Here is an 18,651-nt window from a genome sequence, read left to right as displayed (position 1 = left end):
GGAAATCTTAAGTATCAATGATGGTGATTATTTTTATGTTCCGGGCGAAAATTAGGTAGTTCTATTGAGGATAAAGACCTACGCCCCTTTGGAGACCCCGGGGGAGAAACTACCGGTGATAGCTCCTGTCGGCTCGCCATAGGTGATTTCCTCTGGTTTACCTCCTCCGTGAAATTATCGGAGGTAGAATCAGTTTGATAAAATCGTGAGTTTTCTAACAAATATTGTTCCCATTCTATAGGTTGGCTAGGGGAGCTATCAGGCAAAGTGTAGGAATCTGGAGAATGTTCTGGTGTTGGAGGTATTTCCAATTGTCGATTTTCCTTTGGGGGGAGCTCGGAGCGATCATTTTCTCCAGTCGTTCCAAGACTCTCCCCCTTAGATGCTACAGTTTGATTGCTGTCTAGATGAATTTCAGCAGGGGGTGGTGAGGTGGATGGGGAACCGCCGGTAAAAAACAATTGGATGAGACTCTCCAATTGATTATCTAACTTTGATGAGTCTACAGATGAAACACTTTCCGATGTAGTGGGAGAGTCTTCAAGTGAAGCAGCTGGTGTGGGTAACGGTTCTTCTAGAGAGGGAGTGGCGGTGTCTTGCTGAATTGGTGGAGAATTATCACTCCTAGATGGAGGTGAGGCTGATGTAGTGGTACAGGGGTCTATAGATTGATTTCCACCAGAACCAAATTGGTCGGTAAAAGATTCTGATTCTGCTGACCAGGGTTGAATAGGCTGGAGATTAGGTAACAAAGACCGAGCCTTGCGGGAAAATCTCGTTTGGTGGTTGGGTGTATGGTCTGAGGAATCATTGACTCCGGGCTTCTCTAGGCATTTTTCCAGAGCGGCTTTGAATTGCAGGGTCTGGCGTTGTTGTCGCATGAGCCGACTACGTAGCTCTCGACAAGCATTTTCTGACTGGAATACCTGTTGGGACTGTTCGTTATAGTTAGTTTGCAGCAGCGCACATTCTCGCTCCAACTTAGCCAGGCGCTGTTGGCTAATGTGTAATTCTGCTTGATAAGTTTCAATATAGTTTTGCTGGCGTTGAATAGTTTGTACGGCTGTTTCTAACTCTTGGAATAGAGATTGAATTTGTTGTTGGGCTGCGGCCAGTTCTTGGGTGTTTTGGTTGAGCATTGACTCAGCGACACTAGAACGCCTTTTCTGCCACTGTAAAGCCTTCTGTGATTCGGCCAGCTGATCTTTGAGATGTTCTATTTGCTGATACAAGTCATTATTTGCTGCTCGTAATTTTTCATTCAATGTCTCTAGAGAGATTACATGCAACTTCTCCACATTTTCACTATCGACAATTATTTCTTGTTGACTTTTAGACATATCCACCCAGTTTGACGGGTTTTTACTGGTCTGGGAGTCAGGATTGTGTACTTCTGGCTTTGCTTCTACCGCAGGTGTGAGGATATGCAATTGTGTATTTGCCATATTGTCAGGAGGTACAATTGAATAAAATGGATTGGTTCGCTTCTATGGCTAGGCCAAGCCAGCTATAGGTTTCGCGAATGTCAAACTTGAGGGATTCCATGGAGTACTTCAGGGTTAGGGTTCCTATGGCTAAACCACGCCAGCTATCAGGGCAGGATGAGGAAAATATTACCTATGGCTAGGCTACAAAAGCTATCAGATTCAAGGCAAATTTTAGTGTCAATACTACCAATATACAGGGTTGATAACAGATTTTGAGAAATGATTTTGATTTACTTGACTTTTGTCAATATTTATGTATTTCTTTGATTTGATATATTAAGGTAGCCAACGGGGATGAAATCCTACTAAAGGTAATTTTTCTGGTTTGATTGTGGTTTGTGAGGTCTTATCAATGGGTAACAACGGCATTAACCACAGGCTGCTAGTAGCTATGGCTTCTCCATCTTGTGTCTTGAGTACATTTGCAGATAATGGCATAGGATTTGTTTGTGGTGTGACTTGATCAAAGAGCAAGGCTAACCCATCCGGTGCTAAACTCATTTGCACGTTTCGCTGTTCGGTGGGTAGTAATAATAGTGGTTTTTTTCCCCCGGTTGTCAGGTCAATTGCGACTACATAAGGCTGTTCTATATATTCTTCATCAGATACGAGCTGTGTCAGCAAGCAATAGAGAGTTGGTGAAGCTGGGTCAAATTGGCAGTTGTGAATAGAACCTGTGGTTTTTAACAAGGGTTTCTGAATGCCTTGATTGGTTACCAAAAATAAGTCTCTTGTATAGTCTGTATTGAATTTTACCATTGCCGCTTGAGAACCATCTTTGGAAAAAGACCGCACCAACCCAAACTGTGGCAGGTAGTCCAGAGGTTTGCTGGCATCATTTTGGATAGGTAAAATTGCCGCGCCTTGACCTTGGGCAACTGCGACGGCTTGACTATCAGGAGTGATCATAAAGTCTCCCCCTGGTTCAGTTTTGAGAGGTTGGGGAGTGGGTCTTTGCCTAGTATTGCTAGTGCTGGGCATAAACCATAACCCAAAATCGCTGGGATTATTTTTGTTCCCGCGTTGAACCACAATTGTTTTGCCATCTGGCGATAAGTCAAATTTGAGGTTTTGATATTGCTTATTGTCTAAGAGCAGGTCTATTCTACCTGGTGGTTTTGCTGGTGTTTCAGGTTGTGCGGAAATACCTGTGGATACAGTATATAACTGAGCCGAAAGTAGGTCTTGGTTATTCTTGGTGCGAGCCGAAAATACAATTTTTTCCCCATCTGGAAATGGCTTAAAGTCCATCACAATCAGGTCTTTGGGGGTAAGTATGTTTTTTTTCTCTTGGGTTAAGTTGTAAAGAACTAACTGACCTTGATTTTCTACATCAGCTCCTATGTAAATAATCACGCGATCGCGGGATCTAAAGTTACCGACAAAGGGCTGGATGAGGCTATTTTTACCGTCTTGTATAGTAAACCGATCTCTGGCATCCTGCAATCGCACTTGATAATTTGTCCCATAGGGTGCGGGTGTCATGAGTGTATAAACCATGCGCCGACCTGCCCAACTAATTTTACCTGCTAGGGGGGGTTCAATTCTCAAGTTTTCCTCGACGCTTTCAACATCCATAGGTCGGCTAAAGTTGAGACTGAAGGCAATATCATCCGCTCCAATTTGTCGATTTTGCCAACTAAATTCCCGGACACTAGCTGACACCACATCACCTTTAAGTATCATGAATCCAATCAGGAGACTCAGTAGCAGCATCATTGCGATCGCCACGCGATCTAGTGGTTGGATCAATGTCTTGGATGTAGCCATTTTTCAGTGATTAAGTATTAATAACTATAAGGATTCCGAGGTTGGGGAATTTCTTGAATGGAAGTAGCAGCAATAGTTAGGTTACGTTTACCAGCGAGAGTTTCTGTGATCATTTGTCCTTCTACTTCCAGCCAAGTGTCAGGGGGATAGCGCTCTTGATTTTCTGGTAGTTTGACTGCCAATCCTACAGGATAGGCATCTGCTGCACAACAAGTAATTACAAATCGCGCCAGAAAAATATAGTTTTCTCCTATGTCAGGTGGATGAACGACAAATCCTTGAACTTTGGCTTTTTGACCTGTATATGAATCTGGTTCTGGGTAAACGTTAAGTGTCCGGGCCCAATCCACAAGCGAGCGATCTTCTGGGCGAATAGAAGGGCGAAAGGACTGGGGTTGAACTCGCCCGGTGGATAGTAAATCAGTCACACCCAGCTGAATGGCGGTGTCGCTCGCAAAAACCCGGGGTGTAATCATTAAACCCAAAATCGCAACTGTTAATAATAAAGCACTACCAGCACCAGGGGGAAATAAGTTCATGTGCTGAATGTTAGATGTATTAGCCATGCGGCGTTTTCGCCAAATGTCTCGCATCTTTAAAAAACCAAGGAGCAGCAAGGCGATACCACAACCAATTACTAAACCAAAGAAATTGGGGTGAATTAACAAGTACAATTTACCTGATAGCCAGTATTGCAGCATCAAAATACCCCAACTGGTGATCGCCAACGCATCTAGCCAGGGGAATAAGATATTTTGCAGAGGAATTTTGGTTTTTTTAGGCATTTTTCAGCATTGATGAGTCAGTGCAGCCGAGTAAACAAGCTTGCTGACGACTAAGTCAAGCACAAGGTTTAAAGCACATATAAGTTGATGAACAGGGTGAACACAAATGTCAATTGTGCCGCTAAAGCAAATAAGTAGAATATAGTTTTGGGATTAAAAACAGTTAGCATTAATCCCACACTTTTAATGTCAACCATAGGGCCAAACACCAAAAATGCCAATAAGGAACCACTACTAAAAGCCGAAGCAAAAGACAGAGCGAAAAATGAATCCACGGTGGAACAGATGGATACAACTGCCGCTAATATCAGCATGACGACAATTGAGCTAACGTGTCCTGCACCGAGGCTGAGGATTAATTCACGGGGAGCAAATACTTGCACAGAAGCGGCGATCGCGCTACCTAAAACCATCACGCCGCCTAGTTCTCGCAATTCTTGGATGACATTATCCAAAACCAGGCCTAGTTTATCCATCACAGATTTACCAGAACTCACCTGAGCTGGGTTAGTAGACTGTAATAAGTTAGGATCTAACCTTATGGTCAGTCCTGCTTTTCCTCCTAAAATATAAGTCCCAGATTTGAATGTAGTGGTTACTCTGCTTGGTTTTGCGTCACCTCCATCTGGGAGTTTAGTTTCTGAATGCTGGGGTGGGTTAAATTTGAGATAACGAGCGATCGCTGGCTGAACAAGGGGATTGATATCTTTTTGGAAACTGAAAACCAGGCCAATAATTACGGCAATTAATAGAGAAAATACCACTCGTAAAACTACTATTTCTGGCTGGTCTCGAAAGGCTAGCCAAGTTGCCCAAATCACAATAGGGTTGATCGTTGGTGCTGCTAGCAAAAAACCAATAGCCACGGGTGTGGGTACTCCTTGCATCAGCAACCGCCGAGCTACGGGGACATTACCGCACTCACATACGGGAAACATAAAACCGATGAGACTACCTGCTAAAGCACCCAGTACAGGATTTTTAGGCATTCTGGCTACTAATTGCCGCTCATCGATAAAAATCAGCAGCATACTGGAGAATAAAACTCCAAACAGCAAAAACGGCATCGCCTCGACTAGCAAACTCAGAAATATAGTGAAACCATTGTTCAGTTGATTCATGGGTGTGGCAGTCAAAAGCGTTGGAAAGTTTTGAGGTTATGTTTAACCATTCTATCGGGATGGGGATCAAAAGCATCTATGGGTAACTCAAACTGATGGGAACAGGAAACTAGTGTTTTGTTTCTAGTTACCCTTAAGGGATGATGAAGGCTAGGGAGTGGTGGATAGTTTTGTTGAACTGTGTGCATTTACTGATCCTGGCTGATAGTCAGATTGTCCGCTTGCTGAAATTGTTCCGAGTTTGGGGGAATAAATATCTAGCAGAGTGAGATTTGATGGACTTATGTTTATACTTGGCTTGAGCTACTGGCTCAGGATGTTATCTTACCTGAAATTTCATAAACTGTTCATTGTTTAAATATTCCGGGTTAATATCTTGCATCCTTGAAAGAGCTGCGGTGTACACACAAAAAATTAAATTACTTCAAATCCTTGTAAAACTCTTGTGTGGTGGGTATACTTCCACAAAGTCAGTACAAGTGATACCCGCCTTTGTCTACCTTAACCACATGAAATTAACGGTAGGCTTTACACAACGGGAGTGTCAAACCAAGTCGGTTGAATTATGAGAGTCACAGAGCATTTGCACCAAGTTTTCTCCCCTTTGGTAAATATTGCGCGCATAGTCTGTCCATGAACCTTGTCCCCAGTAGCGAAAACAGCTCGTTTGTAGCAAAAGGTTATGTAAAAGGAGATGACGGTATTCCACTGAATTAGTGGGCAATATATTCTCAACCTTTTGATGAAATAAACTGCTTAATTTATGCATGGGTGAGAGCACATTTTCATATCCTGTTACCCAACTAATATGATTAGTCCATGAGGCTCCATCCATGTGAAAGTTAGGATTGATTTGCTTTAATTCTTGAATGGCAATTTCTACAGCTATGGCTACGCCACGCCAGCCATCAGGTTTGCAGTTTTCAGGTGAAACTCGCTGCCAAATTTGATGTTGTCCTAGTGGCTGACAGGTGGGATAGTCTTTGGTTTGACAACCAGCGGCCGCTAATAATTCTAAGTATTCTGTACCACAGACCCCAACAACCCCAGATTTACCTCCTCCTTGATTTACCATATCTTTCCAAGCTTGTTTGAAAGCACTAGGAAATTCATTCATCATCACACCACCATTTTCACCATCGCCAATTTGGCTGACTATTGGTGGTATTATGATATTTGCTACTTGTTGTTTAGCTAAAGTTTTGGCTTCATAGTAAGGCTGCATCTGAGCCACTAATTTGGTATCTGAACCTTGGGTTTTAATCAGGGCTGTAATACTAATTGTTTCACCTTGAGAATTGCGGGCTATCAGACGATGTGGTAAGTGCTTATGGGTGATAGATTCACCGCTAATTGTTTCTACAGAATGTTCTTGTACAAGTAACCAACGATAGCCACATTCCTTGAGAGCTTTGACAAATGCAAATAAAGTATCCGGGTGATTTGGTAGGTGCATTTCTGGGGGGGAAAATCCTTTGACTCTTGCTAATGCTGGCCAGCCAAAGATGGCAGCAAAGTGATGTTGCCATGCCAGGATATGCAATTTAATATCGGGTATGGGTGTGGAAGGAATGACAGCATGACCCCACATTGTCCCGAGCCATTCTACATAAGGTTGATAGGTGGGATTGCAGGTGATTCGTTTGAGATTATCCAAAATATCCTTACGTCCCATTTGTCTGAGTCCCCACAAAAGATTACCAGAGTAATCCAACATCACACGGGGATTGCAACCTTGATGGACAAGTTCGGGGATCATGTCCCCCATACGGCTGTAACAATAGGCAAAAGCTGCGGCGTTATGGTTGTCCCCTTCGTGAGAATGTTCAAACATATATTGCAGATTGCTGATTAATCCGCCATCGGGTCCAGCTGGTATGGTTGGCTGGTGCATATGTAGGGCGATCGCAAAGACTGCATTTACATCCTCTAAGCGGATATTTGTTGAGGGTAAAAATACAGGCGCATCATGGTTAACTACAGAGAAGACTTCTGTTTCCCAACCAGAAATATTCGGTAAGTCGTCTATGATTTCCGGCACTGAAGTAAGTGTGGTAGGCAATTTCATTTTCTATGAACAACTACGAGATGGGCAACAAGGCGCTAATTATCATCGGTGCGGTCTTACAAAGATATTCCCATCTTTTTGTTTGAGTCGGTTATAAAGTTTGTTGCTCTTGTGCCGAAAATAGGAATTATTGGTGAGCTTGGGGTAAATGAGCGCGAATTGCGGTCAATAGGTTCTATTTTTGGGAATGTTGCCCTTTTTATCTGAAAGGTAAAATTTATTGACCGCAGTATCAAATTGTGAGAATTTAACTGGAGAGATAATTTATGTTTTTGACCATAATAAATCGCTAAAACGATAAATTTTGGTCATGAAACTCGGTTTTGCCGGAGGCTGTGGTTTTGTTAAGTTTGGCGGAGTGGCAATTTGTAAAATTATCTCTAGTAACCAAGGGGCGAAGCGTTGACACCACACGGCTAAATGACTTTGCCAGCCTACTAAAATTTCTGGTGTATCTTTTTGCAATCCAGAGATGAGTACTTGTGCTACTGCTTCGGAACTCATGGGGATTACCCAGCGAAATAAATTTAAGTCTCGCACCATATCTGTGTCTGTGAGGGAAGGTAATAAGGCGAGGACTCGGATGTTGTGTTCTGCCAATTCCCGACGCAAGGCTTGGGTAAATCCTAAGATGGCAAACTTGGTAGCTGAGTAAGTGGCCATTGTCGGTGCTGCTACTTTCCCCATTAAACTTGACACATTAACGATTGTTCCTTGTTTTTGGCTGACCATCCGCCGGGCTATAAGGCTGGTGAGGTTGTACATTCCCAATAAATTCACCGAGAGTTCTTCTTGAACCTGGGGTAGTTTGGTCTGTAAAAATGAGGTTTGATATGCTACGCCGGCACAATTAACCAGGAGATGAATTGGGCCATAGTTGCGCCAGAATTGGGCAACGGCAATATTAACTTCAATTGTTTTTGTTAAATCGATGCACAAGATTGTGGTTTCTACGCCCATTGCTTCGATTTGGTGAGCGACCGCGGTTAATTTTTGGCGATCGCGTGCCACTAATATCAAACGCTTGATACCTTGTTGGGCTAGGGCCAGAGCGATCGCCCTACCAATACCACGGGAAGCCCCAGTAATCAGAGCGACTTTGCCTTGAATATTCATCGGTTATGACCTCCAAAATTGGTGTCTCACCCTAGTCTTAGTGATTGCCGATAGACACAATCAGAGCTACTAGCTTGGACAAGGTAAGACAAATAATCAGTCGTTGGTAAATAAGCTTGTGGCAACGAAATATTCCTGGACTAAAAGGCACAAATACCTGGGTTTTCAGTCAGATTGACAATCAAAATTTCACACAATTGCCGGAATGAATATAGCTCATAGGTTTTTCTCTCCTAAATCTCAGAGCGTTCATCAGCGTTGTTGCCATACACACAGTAGCAACTTAATCAAGTTATTGCAATATTTTTTAATAAGAATTTCTTAATAATTCTTCAAGAAAAGTATATATTGGTAATTCTGAATCAATAAGTTTTTTTCAATACTTGAGGATTAACATCCAAATTTGGTCAAGGGTAGTTCGCAGACTGAGTAATTTACAGTGAAAATAAGTATAAAAGTGTTTTTTTTAATAAAACACTCGCGAGTGTTTTATTAAAAAATAAAACACTCGCGAGTGTTTGGCTTTTGACTCCTTAACTGACCTTGGCTATAGAGCCGAGGGAAATGAGAGTAAATTAGTTAAAATTCATCTAAAATCTCACTAAAGCGGCTGATCAGGGGATCAACCTCTTCAGCTGGTTGATCATCATCAGTAGTATATGATACTGATATATCTTGTGTATTTGGAGACTCAACCATTGATACCTCCCTACGCATATTGACCACATATGCTATTTGTTGCGTAAGTTGCAACATATTGCGTTCTATAGTCTCCAAGCGATGAGATTGTTTTGCGAAAAAACGTTCCTCTAGGTCAGCCACTTGACGTTGCAACTCATCGATTTTTTTTTCTAGCGAATCTGTTGCTACTGTTTTAGGACTAGGTTTTACAGTCTCCGGTATACACAAAGATTGCCATAGAGCTTGCTTACAGATGTCACTAAAAGTTTTATCAGGCAATTTTTCCAGATAATCCTCTACAACTGCTAACAGGCTTTCATCGGCAACCGATGGGTTGAATGTGACTGATTTTACTACCTTTTTTGGCCATTGGAACATCAGTTTTAAGACCTAGCAGCTCGAGCGGACAATTGTGCCTCTCCATAAATGTATTGCCCCAAGCTATTAGCCTGGCGGGAAGGAGCAGATAAATGGGCATTAATTTGGGCTTCCTTAAGTAAACGTTGAACGTCGTCCCAGAAAAATTCACCACCGCCTCCAGTGATAATCACATCAGTGACCCGCTCTGGTAACCAAGCTAACACACGTTGACAAATATCTCGAGAAAACATTTCTATAAGGTTAGGGAGAAAATCATCCAGGTTAGTGGGCTTGCTGGCACCTTTAGGACGATAGAAGCGTTCACCTTTGGGTTTGTTGACAGCGGAAATCAGGGCTAAAGATTGACTATCAGATCCTTCTATTTCAGCGGCTACCATTTCATAGAACTTGTTCATACCAAATTCTTCGCTTTGAGAAGCAGCGCGGGCAAAACGGAAGTTATCTACCATTAACATATCAATGGTTTGATGTCCGATATCAACAATTGCGACCGAGATTTTGGTGAAATCTGGAACCCTAGCCCCTGTCTTAGGTTGAGCTTCAGACCAGAGTAGGCTGCCATATCCTTCTGGCATGACCCAAACCTTGGTAATATTGAGAGATATAGATTCCCCTCGGAAGTTCATGACATGAGGTCCAGTGACCTGACTAATCAACTGAGCTTTTTCCTTTTCAAATTGTTCTAAAGAAAGGAAAGGCAGTCCCATGACAACGGAGATTTCATCTTTTAGTTTAAAGTAGCCGGCACAGGACAACACCTTGACTAGTGCATCTTCTACTTTAGATTGGCCAACACCTAAGTTCGCCCCAAAGTCTGCTGCTAGCTGACCAACAGCATATCCATTACCTTGATATTCCAGCCATAAATCCATGAGAGGGTCAGTAGCCTTGGCTTCAAAAACGCCACTTTTAACCTCTTCCATGGACATTTTCTTAACGTTGGCAGGGATGAACGCCACATCGACTGGTTCACGGTTGATACAAGTTTTAGTAGAAGTTCTACCTAAATCAACACTGAGAATATTTTTGCCGCTAACACCTGACCTATTAGCAGGGGGGTTAGTATTCATCGGGGTAGAGGCTGACACCTTATTTAAAGGTATGGCGGCGGCATTCATTGGGGTAGCTGCGGAAGGTTGGTCTGTCATGAAAGCTCCTAATCCTGATTTAAATTTTGCTAATGCCTGAGTAACAGAAATGAATGTGCGAACTTGTAGTATAGAGCGAGCAATTAACATTGCTCTGCTACCTTGCCTATGAAATCAGTGTTTTCCTGATCTCCGTGCCGGGTCGAGTTAGTCAATTCCCATAATTCATTGTCAGCTATAGTTTTCTCGACATTTTTCCTCAACAACTTTTCTGGATAGTAGCAGATAAATGGGTCAACTAGAGAATAGTGATATGAATCAAACTGACTTCCTTGCTTGGTCTTTGGTGGATTGGCTTTGAGTAGTCAAAAGCCTAACTTTAGTTTCATTCATTTTGAAAAATTACTGGTTGTATTCTAGTCAGGTAGACGATTAAAAGCTAGTGTTACTAGGTGAGTTTTCCTTGTTGGTTTCCCAGGGAGGGCACAAAGATCGGGGGAGAGTGTGTTTTCCTATGCCCCATATCTCATGCCCGTTGCTGTTTTAAACGGTTGGGGTTAACGACTGTACTCGTGTGTGAGATTCCCAATCTAATGGATTTAAAACCCGATCTTCTAATGCCATTTGCTCAATTAAACTTGCCAACCTCAGAGCTTTCAGAGCTTGTTCACCACCTACGGAAGGTTGATTACCACCGTGGACGCAATTGATAAAATGCTCTAGTTCCGCACTAAGAGGTTGGACGTTAGTGGTGTAAACTTTCTCAATTAAACCATCCTGCTTGTACAGCACTTGTCTATGGTCGGTCAGACTATTGTTATTAGTTTGTCGGTGAATTAAAATTTCATTTTTGAGAAAATCTGCTTCTGTAAATGAATTTTGGCAATGAGCCACTATGCGGCGGATTTTCCGGTGAGTAACCTTACTGGCAGTTAAAGTGGCAACAATACCATTGGCAAACCCCAGGGTGGCAGTGACATAATCTAAATAGCCAGAATTCACAGAAGGAGTACCGCTAGCAGTTAGCTTCACCACTGGAGAACCAGCTAGTTCTAATAACAGGTCAATGTCGTGGATCATCAAATCCAGCACCACCGAAACATCATTGGCGCGGTCTGAGTAAGGACTCATGCGATGGGCTTCTAGCGCCAGCAACTTTTCTGTTTTCAAGACTTTACTTAGTTCTTGAAAGGCTGGATTGAAACGCTCAATATGACCCACTTGCAGAATACACCGAGAATCAGCCGCAGCATTTACTAGGGATTCAGCCTCAGAAATGCTCGCAGCAATTGGCTTTTCAATTAAAACATGAATTCCGGCCAACAAACAGTTGATACCTACTGCGTAATGCAGGCGGGTGGGAACAGCGATACACACTGCTTCTACATGGGGTAGGAGGTCACAGTAATCTTCAAAAAAATGTCCCTTGTATTTACTAGCTGTTTCTAAACCTCGTTCAACATTAATATCTGACACACCAACGAATTCAACATCTTTCATTGAACTCAGTATACGGGCATGATGTTGTCCCATGTTACCCACTCCAATTACGCCTACGCGAATTGGTTTTGTTTGATTCCGCTGTGTATATGAAGGTTCTGCCACTGACATGCTATCTTGCACTATTATTCTCTCCTCAACCACCAAATCTAGAGGCGATAACGCCGTTATTTTTTATACTTTAAGATCAGTTATGATCTGTTGAAAACCATCCAGATGGTAACATGGAGGATACATTTATGAAGAATTTCAAAGTTTGTCATCAGTTCCAACATTTGCCTTTTGCTTGTATATTCAGGTGTGAATTGATCAATCTTTTGTTACTAACATAAAATATGATATGTCTTTTTGTTGACTTGATAAACCAATGAAGATATAAGTAATAAGTTATAAAAACCCGGGAGTAATTAATTAGCGGGATCTATCTTTAATTAAGGATGATTCAAAAATAATATTGTTTTGTGATCAACAATACAGAAATTTGCAAAAAACCACTTAAACCTTAACTATGAGTATGTTTTGGGGGATGGCTGCGGCTGAAACACTCCAATAATTGTTGCACAATTATCTATACTTTCTACATATTGAGGTGTCTAACTTTTGTCAGGATTTGGTGTAGATATTTGTTTGGCTGTGGTGAAAATAGTAAAAAATTGACCAAGATGCCTTAACCAGGACTTTCAAATTATTTCTGGAATTTTATGTAAGTGTGATTTAGCAATGGAAAATCTAAAAGTTGAAACTCAGATGAAAGCTGTAATTTTATTGTCTGGAGGATTAGACTCTGCCACAGTTTTGTATCAAGCCAAAGCTGATGGTTATGAATGTCACCCGATTTCTTTCGATTACCAGCAGCGACATCGGCGAGAGTTGGACTCAGCCTTCCGCATTGCTCAAACAGCTGGAGTAGTCAAACATCAAGTAGTCAATTTTGATTTACGACAATGGGGCGGTTCAGCACTGACAGATGACACCATTAATTTACCCCAAGAGCGATCGCTCGAAGAAATGTCGCAAAAAATTCCAGTTACCTACGTGCCTGCACGTAATACGATTTTTTTAAGCTTTGCCCTGGGGTATGGGGAAGCGATCGCAGCCCAAAGGGTCTACATTGGTGTTAATGCCTTAGACTACTCAGGATATCCAGATTGTCGTCCCGACTATATCCAGGCGATGCAGAAAGTATTTCAACTAGGAACCAAACAAGGGCGTGAAGGTAACCCTATTGAAATTGTTGCCCCTCTAATTGATTTAAAAAAGACCGAAATCATCCAACTTGGGAATCAACTGGGAGTTCCCTGGGAGCTAACTTGGTCTTGCTATGGAGGGAGTGATGTAGCTTGCGGTGTTTGTGATTCTTGTCGTTTAAGGCTAGCGGCTTTTGCCGAATTAGGGTTGAAAGACCCATTAACTTATGCTGAAGCTTAATTAGAGTCCAAGCGTCGCACTTGAATTTGATGCAAGCGTGGTCCGAAGGTGGAAACTATAGTAAATTCGAGATTTTCATAGCAGAAAGTTTCGCCTGGTACGGGGATTTTTTGAAGTTGATACAGTACAAAACCGCCCAGTGTCTGGTATTCCTTTGTGAGGGGTAAATTGAGATGTAAAACTTCGTTGAGGTCTTCGAGGTTAACTTGAGCTTGCACCAAAAATGTTTGATTTTCTAACATTTCCACCAACAAGTCATCCATCTCGTCCGGTTCCCCTGCATTACCAATAATTTCGGCAATGACATCTTGAAGGGTCACCAACCCTGCGGTACCGCCAAACTCATTGACTACTATGACGATGGCTGGCTTCTCTTGCTGCATCATGGGTAATAGTTCACTCAACGGTGTTTGTTCGGGTACAAAGCGGGCGTAACGCATCCAAGGTTGGATATTTGTTTCTGGGGTGAGTTTCCCCATTGCCAAGGGTTTTGCTAAATCTTTAAAATAAACTATGCCGCGAATGTCATCTAAAGATTCTCCTATCATGGGGTAGCATGAGTGACCAGTAGAGAGCATTTCTTCGAGTAACCTTTGAAAAGTGGCATCTTGAGATAAAGCAACAATACCAGTTCGGGGAGTCATAACTTCAAAAGCTTTGACATCGCTGAACTCAAAGACATTATTCAGTAATTGTCGCTCTGCGAGCTGTAAACCAGTTGATTCTTTTTCTGTAGAGATGATGATCTGTAATTCCTCTGGAGTCACAGGCGATCGCCAAGTTTGAGCGGTGTATTCTATACCAAAAAGCCGCAACAAAAACCGGGTTGACTGGTTGAGAATCCAGATGAAGGGGTTAAAAAAGCGGACGATAGCTTTGACGGAAGGCCCCAAAAATCTGGCCAAATCCTCTGAATACAAAATAGCTACTGATTTAGGACATAGTTCACCCAAAACAATTTGCAGATAGGCGAGCAAAAAAAAGGCAATAGGAATTGATAGAGAATGAGCGATAAAATTACTCATTTCCATAGGTAAAGGCCAGGATTTGAGCCATGACTTCACCAATATGACAATGGAACTTTCTCCAATCCATCCCAGGGCTAAACTAGAAAGGGTAATGCCTAACTGAGTTGTAGATAATAACCTTTCAATACTACGTTGTAGTCCCTCCACAGCCATGGCGGGAATATCACCAGCTTTTACCAGCTGATGAATACGCGATCGCCTAACTGTCACCATTGAAAACTCTGCTGTCACAAAAAAGGCATTAATAGCGATCAGCAATAGCACTGTCAACAATCTCAGTCCCACATCGGTGGAAATTAAGCTAGAAAAACGACTCACCCCCAAAGTAAGATAGTGTAAAAGTCATGTCCCGATTTTGGTATTCAGTACCGGGAATTTGATATCAGGTATTGAATAATCATCTTCCCCAGTCAATCTCCTCATTTACCTTTCTACGGGAATATTTAAAACTTCTAGCTTCAGTCGTTGAGCCGGATAATCTGTCAGATAAAGGGATATCTGATTCACATCACCAAGCAATGCTGTAGGAATAATCACTGTACCTGAAGCGATAGGACTATTAGGAGTTAATTCTGATGGTAAACCTTCCGTGCTAGCACTTAGTGTCCGTCCTTGCTCGTCCCTAACGTCCAAAAAACTATACAAAAAGTTGACAGAATTATCACCTTTATTTTGCATATTAACTCTCATTAGTAAATCACCCCCAGAGTAGCGAACAGATTGGACAGCAAAAGTTACACCCTGACTTTCTGCAACCACTGGAAATCCCGGTTGGAGTTTTTCCGCGACCACATCCGGGGTTTTCTCCTTTGATCTTCTCTGCCTAGTAGTTTTAGTTTCCTGGTCATATTCGTCTAATTTTTCTGATTTAGCAGCCTTGGTTTTACCCTCAATTCGAGCCTGGACAGTTTTGAGGATCTCATCTTCTTTCAAGAGTACTACCCCTAACTGTTGAGACCTATTAGTATTGCCAAGGAATTTCTTTGTGGGGCGGCCATCTGGTGTTGTTACACCTTTGAGGGCTGAGGTTCCCATCTCAAAACCTAAAAACGCACTCACAGAACCTGCACCCAGCATCAGGACTAGTAAGGTTACAGTGAGAATTGCCGTAGAATTTATTTTCATGGCTAACAAGCTATTGCATCAAAATTCTGCCTTATTCTAAGCGTATTCAAACCGCAAGTATTGCATATCTCCCCCAATCCTGAAAAAAACCTAATCAATACCAGTTTGCACTATTTCCGATCAAATATCCGATCAACTATTCTGGACTTTACACAATCGGTAAAATTACGCTACAATAAAAGTCCGCCAGGGTTGGCCGAGCGGTTGAGGCAGCGAACTCATAATTCGCCCAAGGCAGGTTCAACTCCTGCACCCTGGATTTTTTTGAGTCCTGACCCAAGACTCGATTCAAAGCCATTTTTTATATGCTTAAGTTTTTGCCTTTGGGTAAATCTTAACTTATGCTAGTTCAGAACTCTAATCTGTTCCACCTTTGGTATAACACAACTGTGCCTGTTTTGTAATGACGGATACTACTGTAACCTTGACTAAATCAAATATTTGTGCATCTACTGCTGATTTAACCACCCTGCACCAGCAGCTACTAGATTTATTTTGCCAACTTGCTTATCAAGAGGGTGATTTTATCCTTTCTTCTGGACAAAGCAGTTCATACTACATTAATGGTAAGCAGGTAACACTCCACCCCCAAGGGGGTTTAGCTATTGGTCGCATTCTCTTATCTATGTTACCGATGGATATCCAAGCTGTAGCTGGCTTAACATTGGGTGCAGACCCGATTGTGTCAGCTGTGAGTGTAGTTTCTGCTTATGAAAATCGCCCCATACCAGCGCTAATTATTCGCAAAGAAGCCAAAGGTCATGGAACAATGGCTTATATTGAAGGGCCTAATTTACCCGCGGGTGCAAAAGTCGTAGTTTTAGAAGATGTGGTGACTACAGGAAAATCAGCCATGAAAGCCGTTGAGCGTCTTCGGGATGCTGGTTATATAGTTGATACTGTAATTTCACTTGTAGATAGACTACAAGGAGGGGCTGAGTTTTACCAGTCTGTGGGGTTGAACTTTCAGGCGGTGTTTAGTATTACCGATCTCCAACAACGATATCAAGAATTAGCTGATTAATGGGGGAGTTGGGGTCGCGGTGCGACTCTCCCTATAAATAAGAGCAAAAATAGTTGATTTATAAAGTAACCCAGAAATTTTAGAGTCGCTTATACTAACGTGTAAGCGAGGGATTATTTGCTGCTTTAAGGATAATTTTCATTTTCTCTAAACTGGGAATTCTTTGATAGCCGTAACACATACTCGTTAATATTTACTTTATAAATAAGTTCGGAAAACCTTAAAAAATACCTTTGAAAAAATAATTTTAAATTTTAGTTGAATTGTTTTTTAACCAGTTCATAAATTTCCAGAGTAATTAGAGATATACTATTTTCCTGAGCATAAGTTTCAATTTTTTTACGGGCAAAAGGACGGACAAAGAAAGGAATTTCTTTCAGTTGAGTTTCAGCTTCAGCAGTCCATTTAATTGGTTGACTCATTGATTGTGAGGGTTTAATTTTGATATGAAGATGAGATTGATGCCCAAATAATATAGTTACCATCTGGTAACTATATTAACGAGAATTATCTTAACCCTGGGTTACAGGTTCCTTTGCCAAAAACTTCTCAAGCTCAGTCAACGCATCAGCATCAACCTTGGTCTGCATGGGGCAGAATTTAGGGCCACACATAGAACAGAACTCAGCAGTTTTATAAATATCTGCTGGTAGAGTTTCATCGTGATATTCTTTGGCTCTTTCCGGGTCTAGAGCTAACTCAAATTGACGATTCCAATCAAAGTTATAACGGGCTTGAGAAAGTTGATCATCTCTGTCTCTCGCACCGGGGCGGTGTCTAGCAATATCCGCAGCATGAGCGGCGATTTTATAAGCAATCAAACCATTGCGCACATCTTCAGCATTGGGTAAACCCAAATGTTCTTTAGGTGTGACATAACAGAGCATAGCTGTACCATACCAGCCAGCCATAGCTGCCCCAATGGCGGAGGTAATATGGTCATAACCCGGAGCAATATCTGTTACCAAGGGTCCCAAGACATAGAAAGGAGCTTCGGAACACTCTTCCATTTGCTTGCGGACATTGAACTCAATTTGATCCATGGGGACGTGTCCGGGTCCTTCAACCATGACTTGTACGTTATCTTCCCAAGCTCTGCGGGTTAGCTGTCCGAGGGTTTTCAATTCTGCTAATTGTGCCGCATCTGAGGCATCATGAGTACAGCCAGGACGGAGGGAATCACCTAAACTGAAAGAGACATCATATCTCTTGAAAATCTCGATGATGTCGCGGAAGTGGGTATACAGAGGGTTTTGTTTATGGTGATGTAGCATCCACCGGGCCAAAATACCGCCACCACGGGAGACAATACCAGTAATGCGGTCTCTGACTAAAGGTAAATGTTCAATTAAGATCCCGGCGTGGATGGTTTGATAATCTACACCTTGTTGGGCGTGTTTTTCGATGACATGGAGAAAGTCATCGGCGGTGAGCTTTTCAATCGTACCGTGGACACTTTCTAAAGCTTGGTAAACTGGTACTGTGCCAATGGGAACAGGTGAAGCTTTAATAATGGCGGTGCGAATTTCATCTAGGTTACCGCCCCCTGTGGACAAGTCCATGACGGTATCAGCACCGTATTTCACAGCTAGATTTAACTTATCTACTTCCTCTTGAAGATTGGAAGAGTTAGGAGAAGCGCCGATATTAGCGTTAACTTTACATTTAGAAGCGATGCCAATGGCCATCGGTTCTAGGTTAGTGTGATTAATGTTAGCAGGGATAATCATCCGTCCCCGCGCCACTTCGTCACGAATGAGATCCGCAGGAAGATTTTCCCGCTGGGCGACGTAGTGCATTTCTTCAGTAATCACACCCTGGCGTGCGTAGTGCATTTGAGTGACATTACTCTGTCCACGACGCTTGGCAACCCATTCTGTCCGCATATTGAATTCCTCGATAAACAGCTTCCCTCCGCTGGTATTAACCAGGCTCAGGTGTTAAGGGTGTGATCTCAGCCTGATTTTTCAGGCACCCCTAGCATGAATTAAATTGTACCATTTTGGTTAGGAATACAGCTGGAACTGTTTACAATTCCTTTTAATCGAC

The 18,651-nt window shown here is 42.3% G+C and carries 15 protein-coding genes, 1 tRNA gene and 1 riboswitch; of the genes, 3 read left to right on the top strand and 13 right to left on the bottom strand.

The features are described from left to right. Nucleotides 1-14 precede the first annotated feature (14 nt). From IM676_RS18530 to IM676_RS18485, 9 genes are all read right to left on the bottom strand, one after another. Nucleotides 15-1,445 carry a hypothetical protein gene (locus IM676_RS18530; protein ID WP_200988236.1) on the bottom strand — a complete coding sequence of 477 codons (1,431 nt, stop codon included), beginning with the start codon at nucleotides 1,443-1,445 and terminating at the stop codon, nucleotides 15-17. A 318-nt stretch (nucleotides 1,446-1,763) separates the two neighbouring features. Beyond that, nucleotides 1,764-3,257 carry a hypothetical protein gene (locus tag IM676_RS18525; protein ID WP_200988235.1) on the bottom strand — a complete coding sequence of 498 codons (1,494 nt, stop codon included), beginning with the start codon at nucleotides 3,255-3,257 and terminating at the stop codon, nucleotides 1,764-1,766. 17 nt (nucleotides 3,258-3,274) lie between these two features. Continuing rightward, nucleotides 3,275-4,042: a TIGR03943 family putative permease subunit gene (locus IM676_RS18520; RefSeq protein WP_200988234.1), complete on the bottom strand. Its 768-nt coding sequence runs from the start codon at nucleotides 4,040-4,042 to the stop codon at nucleotides 3,275-3,277. A 68-nt stretch (nucleotides 4,043-4,110) separates the two neighbouring features. Beyond that, nucleotides 4,111-5,163: a permease gene (locus IM676_RS18515; protein ID WP_200990281.1), complete on the bottom strand. Its 1,053-nt coding sequence runs from the start codon at nucleotides 5,161-5,163 to the stop codon at nucleotides 4,111-4,113. Nucleotides 5,164-5,707: 544 nt separating this feature from the next. Next, a complete protein-coding gene (locus tag IM676_RS18505) occupies nucleotides 5,708-7,231 on the bottom strand; it encodes a glycosyl hydrolase family 57 (protein WP_200988232.1) in 1,524 nt (507 codons plus the stop codon). 264 nt (nucleotides 7,232-7,495) lie between these two features. Then, the gene (locus IM676_RS18500; RefSeq protein ID WP_200988231.1) at nucleotides 7,496-8,347 is read right to left on the bottom strand and encodes an SDR family NAD(P)-dependent oxidoreductase; all 852 of its coding nucleotides are present in this window, start codon (nucleotides 8,345-8,347) and stop codon (nucleotides 7,496-7,498) included. Between the two features lie 579 nt (nucleotides 8,348-8,926). Further along, on the bottom strand, nucleotides 8,927-9,406 hold the full coding sequence (locus IM676_RS18495) for a plasmid segregation centromere-binding protein ParR (protein ID WP_200988230.1): 480 nt from the start codon (nucleotides 9,404-9,406) through the stop codon (nucleotides 8,927-8,929). A 5-nt stretch (nucleotides 9,407-9,411) separates the two neighbouring features. Continuing rightward, on the bottom strand, nucleotides 9,412-10,557 hold the full coding sequence (locus tag IM676_RS18490; RefSeq protein WP_200990280.1) for a ParM/StbA family protein: 1,146 nt from the start codon (nucleotides 10,555-10,557) through the stop codon (nucleotides 9,412-9,414). Between the two features lie 483 nt (nucleotides 10,558-11,040). Then, nucleotides 11,041-12,120, bottom strand: a complete 1,080-nt coding sequence (locus IM676_RS18485; protein ID WP_200988229.1) for a Gfo/Idh/MocA family protein — start codon at nucleotides 12,118-12,120, stop codon at nucleotides 11,041-11,043. A gap of 624 nt (nucleotides 12,121-12,744) precedes the next feature. Between IM676_RS18485 and queC the strand changes: the two genes are divergently transcribed. Then, nucleotides 12,745-13,425 (top strand): 7-cyano-7-deazaguanine synthase QueC, encoded by a 681-nt coding sequence (gene queC, locus IM676_RS18480; protein ID WP_200990279.1) that lies wholly within the window; start codon nucleotides 12,745-12,747, stop codon nucleotides 13,423-13,425. Here queC and IM676_RS18475 read toward each other — a convergent pair. Continuing rightward, on the bottom strand, nucleotides 13,422-14,771 hold the full coding sequence (locus tag IM676_RS18475) for a hemolysin family protein (RefSeq protein WP_200988228.1): 1,350 nt from the start codon (nucleotides 14,769-14,771) through the stop codon (nucleotides 13,422-13,424). The genes queC and IM676_RS18475 overlap by 4 nt on opposite strands. A 105-nt stretch (nucleotides 14,772-14,876) precedes the next feature. Continuing rightward, the gene (locus IM676_RS18470; RefSeq protein ID WP_200988227.1) at nucleotides 14,877-15,578 is read right to left on the bottom strand and encodes a hypothetical protein; all 702 of its coding nucleotides are present in this window, start codon (nucleotides 15,576-15,578) and stop codon (nucleotides 14,877-14,879) included. Between the two features lie 186 nt (nucleotides 15,579-15,764). Here IM676_RS18470 and IM676_RS18465 point away from each other — a divergent pair. Both IM676_RS18465 and pyrE read left to right on the top strand, forming a co-directional pair. Then, nucleotides 15,765-15,837: transfer RNA gene (locus IM676_RS18465), tRNA-Ile, on the top strand. Between the two features lie 144 nt (nucleotides 15,838-15,981). Continuing rightward, on the top strand, nucleotides 15,982-16,602 hold the full coding sequence (pyrE, locus tag IM676_RS18460) for an orotate phosphoribosyltransferase (protein WP_200988226.1): 621 nt from the start codon (nucleotides 15,982-15,984) through the stop codon (nucleotides 16,600-16,602). A 254-nt stretch (nucleotides 16,603-16,856) separates the two neighbouring features. On the opposite strand, the gene IM676_RS18455 is transcribed toward pyrE, so the two are convergent. Beyond that, the gene (locus IM676_RS18455) at nucleotides 16,857-17,087 is read right to left on the bottom strand and encodes a PCP reductase family protein (RefSeq protein WP_225880400.1); all 231 of its coding nucleotides are present in this window, start codon (nucleotides 17,085-17,087) and stop codon (nucleotides 16,857-16,859) included. Between the two features lie 27 nt (nucleotides 17,088-17,114). Then, entirely contained in the window at nucleotides 17,115-18,488 is a 1,374-nt protein-coding gene (gene thiC / locus IM676_RS18450) for a phosphomethylpyrimidine synthase (RefSeq protein ID WP_200988224.1), read from the bottom strand. A 6-nt stretch (nucleotides 18,489-18,494) separates the two neighbouring features. Then, nucleotides 18,495-18,591, bottom strand: a riboswitch (TPP riboswitch). Nucleotides 18,592-18,651 lie beyond the last annotated feature (60 nt).

Source organism: Anabaenopsis elenkinii CCIBt3563, from assembly GCF_015245355.1.
In the GTDB taxonomy this organism is placed as follows: Bacteria; Cyanobacteriota; Cyanobacteriia; order Cyanobacteriales; family Nostocaceae; genus Anabaenopsis; species Anabaenopsis elenkinii.
Note: the sequence above shows the minus strand (reverse complement) of the source record. Positions and strands in the feature narration are given on the sequence as shown.